Genomic DNA, 8,761 nt, shown 5'->3' on the forward strand with positions numbered 1-8,761 from the left:
TTTTTAAACACCTCATTTTTTCATCTTAAATAGGGCCTTTTAATTTGTTTTTGAAAAAAGCTCCTACAATAAAAAATAAAGTAAAAAACACAAAGAGATATAAAAAAATTGGAATAGGCATAGGATCTCCAGCTGCATAAGAATGAAGCCCAGAAAGATAAAAATTCACTCCAAAATAAGTCATCAATATAGAATAAAATCCCAACACACTTGCCGTTGCAAAAACATAAGGATTGTTAAATACAGAAATAAATCTAAGATGTAAAATGATAGTATAAACAACGATAGAAATTAAAGCCCACGTTTCTTTAGAATCCCAGCCCCAATACCTTCCCCAGCTTTCATTAGCCCAAACTCCACCCAAAAAATTACCAATAGTTAATAAAGCAAGACCCAATATCATCGCCATTTCATTAATGCAATGCAAATTTAAAATACTTTGATCAACTTGTTTTCTTTTTTTATTTCTTAACATAAATAAAAGCAGAGTAAAAATTCCAAGTAAAAAACAAAGACTTAAAAAACCATAACTTGCAGTGATAATAGAAACATGGATATTTAACCAATAGGACTTCAATACAGGCACTAAATTTGTAATTTGAGGATCCATAAAACCAAGATGAGCAACAAATAAAGAAATTCCTGCCATAATGCTTGCTGTGCAAAATGCTAAAGGAGATTTTTTATAAAAAATCACACCAGAAAAAGCACAAGCAAAAGCGATATAAACCATACTTTCATAAGCATTACTCCAAGGTGCGTGATCACCAATATACCAACGAATGATCAAAGCAAGAGCGTGAATAATTACACTAAAGGAAATTAGCAAAAATAACACTCTTTTAAACCATTTTGATGTCTTTTTTAAACTTAAAATTTCATAAAAAAGAAGAATAAAAAACATACCGCCCAAGCAAATATAAACAAAAACAAGATTATTAAAAATATTATAGTGATTTAAAAATATCTCTAAATTAATTTTTGTTTTGGATGGAATAAGATTTTGAGCATAATATTTTTGAAAATCCTTAATTTTCTTTATATCTTCATCGGCTTTTGAAAAATCTTTATTTGTTAAAGCTTGATCAAAATCAAAAAAATACCTTAAAAGTAAATTTTGTATATTCTCTATATCTTTTGACTCAAAAGGCATAGAAGTAGCTGGAGAATACCAAGTATATGTTTTTTGACTTGGATCTGGAAAAATTCTAAAAATTTTTCCACTATAAATATAATGAGCTATATTGATTTTTTCATCTAAGGATAAAATATCTTTATCAAATTGATTTCTTAAAACAGGCTTTTTACGATTCGCCTCTTCAACATAATTTGTAAGCTTGTAAAATTCTTTATCAAATACATCATTATAAGCTATATATTTTTCATTTTTATCCACCCCTAAAATCTCTTTAAGTTGTGGAGTTTTTACGCTAATCATTTTTATATGTTGAAAATTTTGTGGATACATAGTCATGCCTAAAAAAATCTGATTATAATTTAATCCTAAAAAATTATTTTTCTTAATAATCTTATGGATATAATTCATTGCTACAGAATCCATAGGTTTAATTCTTCCATCAAAATCTTGAACCAATAAACTACCAAAAAGCAAAGAATGCTGCGAAGAATTATCCTTGATGCTTTGCACAAGTTTTAAGCTATCCCATTCGGCAAAAACCTTAGTATGTGCAATAAAAAGACAAAAAATCACCAAAATAAGATTTTTTTGATTTTTAAGATAATTTGAAAGTTTAATAAATCTCGATCTTTTATCAAATAAAATCCAAACAAAACCACATATCAATAAAGCATAACCTATATAAGTTGGAATTTTTCCAGGATCTTTATTGACTGAAAAAATAGTTCCTTTTTCATCCTCATCATAAGAGCTTTGAAAAAACCTATATCCACCATAATCTAAAACATTATTCATAAAAATTTTATATTCAAAACTTTTATCTTTATCTATCACTTCAATATCTGAAGCGTAAGATGAAGGACTCATTGAACCTGCATAACGTTCTAAAATAAAATCTTTCAAATCAATCGAAAAAGGAAGCGTGATCTCTTCAGGACCCCAATTGAGTGCAAAAATTTCTCCTCCTAATCTAAAAGGCAATACATTTTCATTATTATAATTTGGCACGAGTAAAATTTCCTTAGAGTCTCCATTAAAAGAAATTTTCATCTTTATAACAGGACTACTCATCGCATCAGAAGCTTTTTCATAATCAAGTAATTTGAGATCTACTTTTTTATTTTCAATTAGAATTTCTTTTTGAAAACTATTTTTTAACAAAGGATTAAAATCAACTCCAAAAGACTGATATTCTCTAACTTTTCCATTATCATTGTAAAGCAATAAAGTTATAAATTCATCCCTAGTAACAACGATATTTGAACTTTGTCCTTCTCTAATATGCATACCGCCTTCTATCCCAAAATATCTCGTGATTCCAGCACCCAATAAAATAACTATAAAAGCACAATGCAATAATAAAGCGGCATATTTTTTTCTCTGAAAAAGTTTATGTATAAAAATAATACCTACAAGATTAATCAAAAGCAAAAGATGCAACAAGTCAAACCAAAAAGCATTATAAACCATCGCTTTAGCAGCATTTGTCCCAAAATCGTTTTCAATAAAAGTAGCAATCGCACAAGAAATTGCATAAATAGACAGTAAAACAAGACTCATCCAAAAAGAAAAAAAGATTTTTCTAAACATTTTTCTCCCTATAACTTAAAAATATTTTTTTCAAAAGTTCATTTTCATCTAATTCTTGATTTTGTTTATTTTTTAAAAGATCCATGGTTAAAATAAAACGTTTGGCACTGATAAAACCTGGATAGATAAATAAAATTTTTCCATCAGAATTAAAAAAAACTATAGTTGGAGTTGAGTCAATACCCAGTTTTTGAGAAAGCTCTATAGTGCTTATTTTTTCGCCTTGATAATCATGAATTTTTTGATAACTTATATTAATATAGTAAGAATTATAGTCACTACTAAGCATTTTTTGAATTTCTTCATTATTTTTTATTTCTTTTTTTAATCTTTCACAGTAAATACAGTTGTTAGCACTAAATATAATCAAAGTCGGTTTTTTAGAAAAAATAATTTCTTGATTATTTTTAAAAAAACTTGAGATTTCCTTATAAGAATTAATATCAAGATTGTTTGAAATTTCTATATTTTCTTGAGAAGATTGAGTTCCGTTAGAAATAATATTTTTATCTATTTTATCATCACCGCTACAAGCAAATAATACAAATAAATTTATAATTAAAATAATCTTTTTTAGCATTCCTTCCTTTCACAATCAAATAATTGCCTAAAAAATAGGCAATTATTTTAATAAATCAAATATAAAAGCATAGATCATCAAGAATAAAAACACCATGCCTGTAATAAGCATGAGATAACCGGCTAATTTAGCTATACCTTTATAAGAATCAAATCTAGATTTTTTCACATACAAACTCTCGAGCTTTCCGCTTTCTTGCAATCGTTTATAATAAACATTTCTTTCATTTTTAACTTCACTCTCGCTTTGAGTTCCAGAAAAAATAACCATATCCATAGGAAAACGATCTGCTCTAAAGTGGGTATTGAAAAAATGGATTGCAAAAATAAACCCTGTTGCAAGTAGAGCTTCGTCAGAATGCACCAAAGAACAAAGATTGATCATCCATCCTGGTAAAAACAAACTAAAGAAAGTCGGGAACCATAAAACTAATCCTGAAAATCCTATTACAAACATACCCCAAAATACAGCCAAATAATCGAATTTTTCCCAATAGGTCCAACGATCAAATTGTGGTCTTTCTCCCATACCAAAAAACCATTTAAAATGCGCTTTTATATCTTTAAAATCTTGATAATTCGGCATTAAAGAGTCAGGGCCAAAAAGTGCTTTTAAAATTTTCATTTTATCAAGTTTTCCAGTTTTAGGATCACGCACTAAATCCCTTCTTTTCCAATTTACCACAATAATTTCTCCTATGTGAGAGAAAAATACAGCAAACATAACAATAGCACTTATATGATGTACAATCGTTGCACCAATTGGTCCACCCATAACATTAACCATGGTTTGAGCCCATGGAGCTGTATAAAATTTTTGTGGCAATCCTGAAAAAGCTAAACCAAGAAAACTAGCAGCCATAAAAAAATGCTGAATTTTGTGAAAAGTTGAAAAACGTTTAATTAAAATTTTATCACTATGTGCCTCTTCTTTTGCTTTTTTCCATTGAATTGGATTAAAAATTCTTGCCAAAATAAGCCTAATACTCCAAAGAAAAGTATGCAATCCAAAAAATACAAAAACTCCAATCACCAAAGCTGTCATAAAAACATAAGCTCCATGAAGCAATGGAAAATTCTTTCCGTCTGTATGATCTGCATGTGCAATAAAGTTTGAAAAATTTTCATTAGAATTCGGATGACATTGAGCACAAGTTTGAACACGATTTAAAGAAGATAAGGTTGAATTTAAATCATTAACTTTTAAAATATTATGCTTACCATGACAATCATAACAAGCAGCGATTTTAGGCGCATCACCTGGATTATTCAACACCATAGCTTTTCCGTGAAAAGTATCATGATATCGATCTTGTTTATCCTTGTGGCATTCTCCGCATTTAAAATCACTTCTTTGTTTTAAAGTCATAGTGCTAAACAATGCATTATTGCTATGGATATCATGACAAGTGGTACAAGTTGGAGTTTTTTTCTTTTTTCCATTTTCGTCAAGTGTTATTTGACTAAAATTTTGATGAATACTATGTTTAAACTCTTGATCTACATTTTTATGACAACTTGCACAATTTTGATTGATAAGTTCTAAATTTGTAGCATTACTATAGCGAATGATTTTTTTATCTTCACCTTTTCCATGACAATCTCTACAGCTTGGAATATCTCCAAAATACATTTTTGAGTGAATACTATCTTTAAAATCGGCCAAATTCTTAGCATTTTCCCATCTTTCTACTTGCTCTTTTTGAACTTTTCGACCAGATAACACCCAAGATTCTATACCATCAAGCATAACATAAACATGAGTATAACCTAACTTTTGACTTAGATTTGCAAGATTTGAGGCATTATAAGTAAAACGATTAGATCCATAAAATATTAAAGTAGTATTCAAATCACTTGGAAGTAAATTTTGCCAATTTTGGCTATCAACTAAAATAGCATTAGGGATAATCCCTGCCATCTCTCTTTCTTCTTTAGAATTTATATCAATAAAATATACATTTTTTTGATATAAAAATTTTTCAGCATCACTCATGCTAATAGGAGTTACGCCATCTAAAATACCAATTTTTATTTTCCCATCTGCATACAAACTGCCACAAAAACATAAAAAAAGAAATATGATTTTGATAAAATTTCGTTTCAAGCCTTTCTCCTTCGATTTTCGCCTAAAAAATAGGCGAAAAATTTTATTTTAAAATATCTTTGGCTTCTTGTATATAAACTAAAGCTTCATCAACGATCTTCTTAGAATAAACTGGTCCATGAACACCCCAAGATCCATCTTTTTGTATTTTATCTGCAATAGCTCTTGCTTGATTTGCCAAGGTAATTACACGAGATTTTTTCTCTACAGATAGCTTAGGATTTTCAGCCATAGCTCTATCGATTTCTTTTATACCTTTAAGAATATTTTCATATCCATCTTTTACAGGTTTTTGCCAACCAACAACTACATTATAAATTGTTTCTTGATCACTAAAATGAAGTTTTTTTGGCAAATTAGACTGAACTGCACTATGGCATCCACTAGCACCTGGCCCCATAAGATTTGGATCACTAAAACTTGTACGTCCGCAAGCCCACATAAGATCGAGGAAGAATCTTCCATCATCATCTCTAGCTACAGTCCAACCTGGAGTTTTTGGAGACCTTTCTTTACCTGCAGGCGGATTAAGAGTTTTTGCATTTTTATCTACTTTAATTTTCCAAATATGAGAAGTTCTAACATTATCAAATCCTCCTTTATCTGGATTTTGAATAGCTCCAAAATTTTCACAACTCATCATATTTGGCATATGGCAAGCTGTACAATTATCTTTAGAATGTACTCCACCTTGTTTAAAGAAACTTGCTTGAGTATCATGACAATCTGTGCAGGATTTTTTCAATCCTACTTTTGTATATCCATCTTTCCAATCATTATAAGTTACTTCATGCGGATCATGACAAGTGGCACATCTCATTCCTTTATCATAATGCGCTGAACTATACATTTGCGAACCTTCAGTTCCACAAGCTGGGCAACTTGATTTGAAAAACACATTAAAAGGCTTTCTAGGATTTTTCTTTGCATCTTCTTCATTGTAAGAAAATCTTTGATGGCATCTTTCACAATTTGAAGGCATACCAGCACCTCTAGCACCATAAAGATGGGCTCCAGCTCCATGACATTCTTCACAAGATATACCCTTAGAAATAGTATGTTTTCTAAGTTCTTTTGCATTTCCTAAAGCTTTATAAAATTCTTCTTTGCTTTTAAAGTCAAATTTAAAACTGTGACAAGTTTCGCAATAAGAACTTGCCGGTTGAAAGAGCATATTTTTACGATATTGAGCCGCATAAGAATTTGTTCCCCAAACTTGTGAACCATCACCACCAAATTGTTCCAAAGTGGTCGGAAAACCTGGAGAAAATTCTGCAATTTTTTTAGCCATTTCAGGAGTTAAAAATTCACTCCAAAGCCTTGAAAATTGATTTCCACCCGCAACAATTTTTCCAGTCATATTGCTAAGATTTCCATCTTCTACATGATAAGTTCCACGCACAAGCCACTTATCTATAAAACCATATTTTGTTCTAGGAGTTCCAATGATCACATATACATCATCAGGATAAATTCCTTCAGGCAAAATTGTAGATTTTGAATTATACATAGGTTTTTTTAAATCATTTCCAACCTCTTCAAATTCATCAGGAAAACGGACAACTTTAGCATGACGAGATCTTTCCCAAGCTTTATATTGAGCTGGATGACACTCTCCACACTTTTTAGGTCCTACAAATTTATTTGGAAAATCTAAAAATGATTCCATTCCTAAGCGATAAGTAACTGAAGCATGAGCTAAATTATTTTGCTCGGCAAATGTTGGACCATTGGAAAATTCTACATATTCTTCCTCTCTATCACTAATAGCATATTTACCAATTATGCGTCCTTCTTTTTCGTATTTAAACATTGGGTGATTTTCTTTTAAATACTTAAAAAAAGAATCCTCCTGATGTACATAACCCTCAAGAGTTCTTGGTTTTGTATTGCCATCTTGTGCTGCTTGCCCCTGTATTAAAACATTAGGGTTTTCTGCACTACTTGCACTTAAACAAAATCCAACTCCAAGCAATAAACACAAAAAACTATTTTTAAAAATATTTTTTTTCATAATTTACACCTTGTGAAATTGTTTATTTATATAAATAATAAATTTTTTATATAATAAAATTTATTATTTATATTTTGTTAAATTTGTTTGTATTAAATTTATCTTAATTAAGTTTAATATTTAATAAATTTAATATTTTTATAATAAAAAATATTTTTATATCATTTTATAGAGAATATTTTTATAAAATATTAATCTAATCAATAAAATATATTAAATAATTTATAAATATATTTATTTTAAGTATATTTTAAAATTGTAAGTAGTTTGCATTAATCTAAAATATAAACTTCTCATCATTTCTACCGATATATAAGGTAGAAATGATCAATATACTAAAAGGCAGTAAAATGATAAACAGTATAAATTCTTATTCAAATTATAATTACTATACAAATACTTTAAATTCTAAAAAGAATTCTAAAACAAATGATTCAGTAGATAATAATAAAGAAATAAACAACAATACAAATTTAAATAATCATAATAACAACAATAATATTTCAAATAATACCTCTTTAAAACAAACCCAAGAAACAAATTCAAATTTAGTAAATGATAAATCTAAGGCTGTTAATAAAATACTAGGCTATGGTGTAGATGAAGATGGTTTTTTTACTAGTGATTTCAATGAAGCTGCAGGAATACCTAAAGATTATAAGATTTATGCTAAAGATATGGAAAGTTTTGTGAATTTTGAAGAAAGTGATGACTATTTATTTTCATTTTTTAACAAAATTGATATAGCTAAAACTATAGGAAATGTGTATAAGATACTTTCACAACTTATGCCTCAAACCTCAAATTCAAGTCTTAGTAAAGAAGAATTAGAAAGCATACCTTATGCTTTTGGTGTTGATGACAATTTAAATGTTATCAAAACATATACTTACGAAGAATGGAAAAATAATATTGATAAGATTAATGATGCAGCTTTAACTTTTAATACTACTAAAAAAGATTTTGGAAATGGTTATGGTTACGTCCCTATTGATGCGAACAGCATATTTAATCTTTATTCCATTGACAATGCAAAGGCTTATATTGATAAAACGCATTATATAGATAATGATGGCAATGTAAGTAAAGGCGGCGTTTTAATGGCTTTTTTAAATGAGGGTGGGTTATCATATTTAGAAGGTGAAACTAAGTTAATTGGTAAACTTATAGGTCGTGATAAAAATGTTAATGAAGCTCAAATTAATGATTTTCAAAATTTTATGAATAAAAATAAAATTCAAAGTGCTTTTTATAAAGATTCAAGCAGTCCTGATATATGGAATCCTATCGAAGAGCAATTATCAATGCAACTTTACATTAAAAGAAGTCAGAA

General features: G+C 28.8%; 5 protein-coding genes. 1 reads left to right on the forward strand and 4 read right to left on the reverse strand.

Annotated elements, in window-relative coordinates; genetic code table 11:
* Positions 1-25 precede the first annotated feature (25 nt).
* The 4 genes from ccsA to H2279_RS07005 are packed head-to-tail and all read right to left on the reverse strand — an operon-like array spanning position 26 to position 7,428.
* Entirely contained in the window at positions 26-2,728 is a 2,703-nt protein-coding gene (gene ccsA / locus H2279_RS06990) for a cytochrome c biogenesis protein (RefSeq protein WP_337196049.1), read from the reverse strand.
* A complete protein-coding gene (locus H2279_RS06995) occupies positions 2,721-3,308 on the reverse strand; it encodes a SoxW family protein (RefSeq protein ID WP_337196050.1) in 588 nt (195 codons plus the stop codon). Before H2279_RS06995 ends, ccsA begins: the two co-directional genes overlap by 8 nt.
* Before the next feature lie 42 nt (positions 3,309-3,350).
* Positions 3,351-5,414 carry a rhodanese-like domain-containing protein gene (locus tag H2279_RS07000; protein WP_337196051.1) on the reverse strand — a complete coding sequence of 688 codons (2,064 nt, stop codon included), beginning with the start codon at positions 5,412-5,414 and terminating at the stop codon, positions 3,351-3,353.
* A gap of 43 nt (positions 5,415-5,457) precedes the next feature.
* Entirely contained in the window at positions 5,458-7,428 is a 1,971-nt protein-coding gene (locus H2279_RS07005) for a cytochrome c3 family protein (RefSeq protein ID WP_337196052.1), read from the reverse strand.
* Between the two features lie 350 nt (positions 7,429-7,778).
* Between H2279_RS07005 and H2279_RS07010 the strand changes: the two genes are divergently transcribed.
* Positions 7,779-8,761 (forward strand): Cj0814 family flagellar-dependent secreted protein (locus H2279_RS07010; RefSeq protein ID WP_337196053.1); only part of this gene is annotated, 983 nt, incomplete at its 3' end.

This window comes from Campylobacter sp. B0100352/1, assembly GCF_020135855.1.
In the GTDB taxonomy this organism is placed as follows: Bacteria; Campylobacterota; Campylobacteria; order Campylobacterales; family Campylobacteraceae; genus Campylobacter_D; species Campylobacter_D taeniopygiae.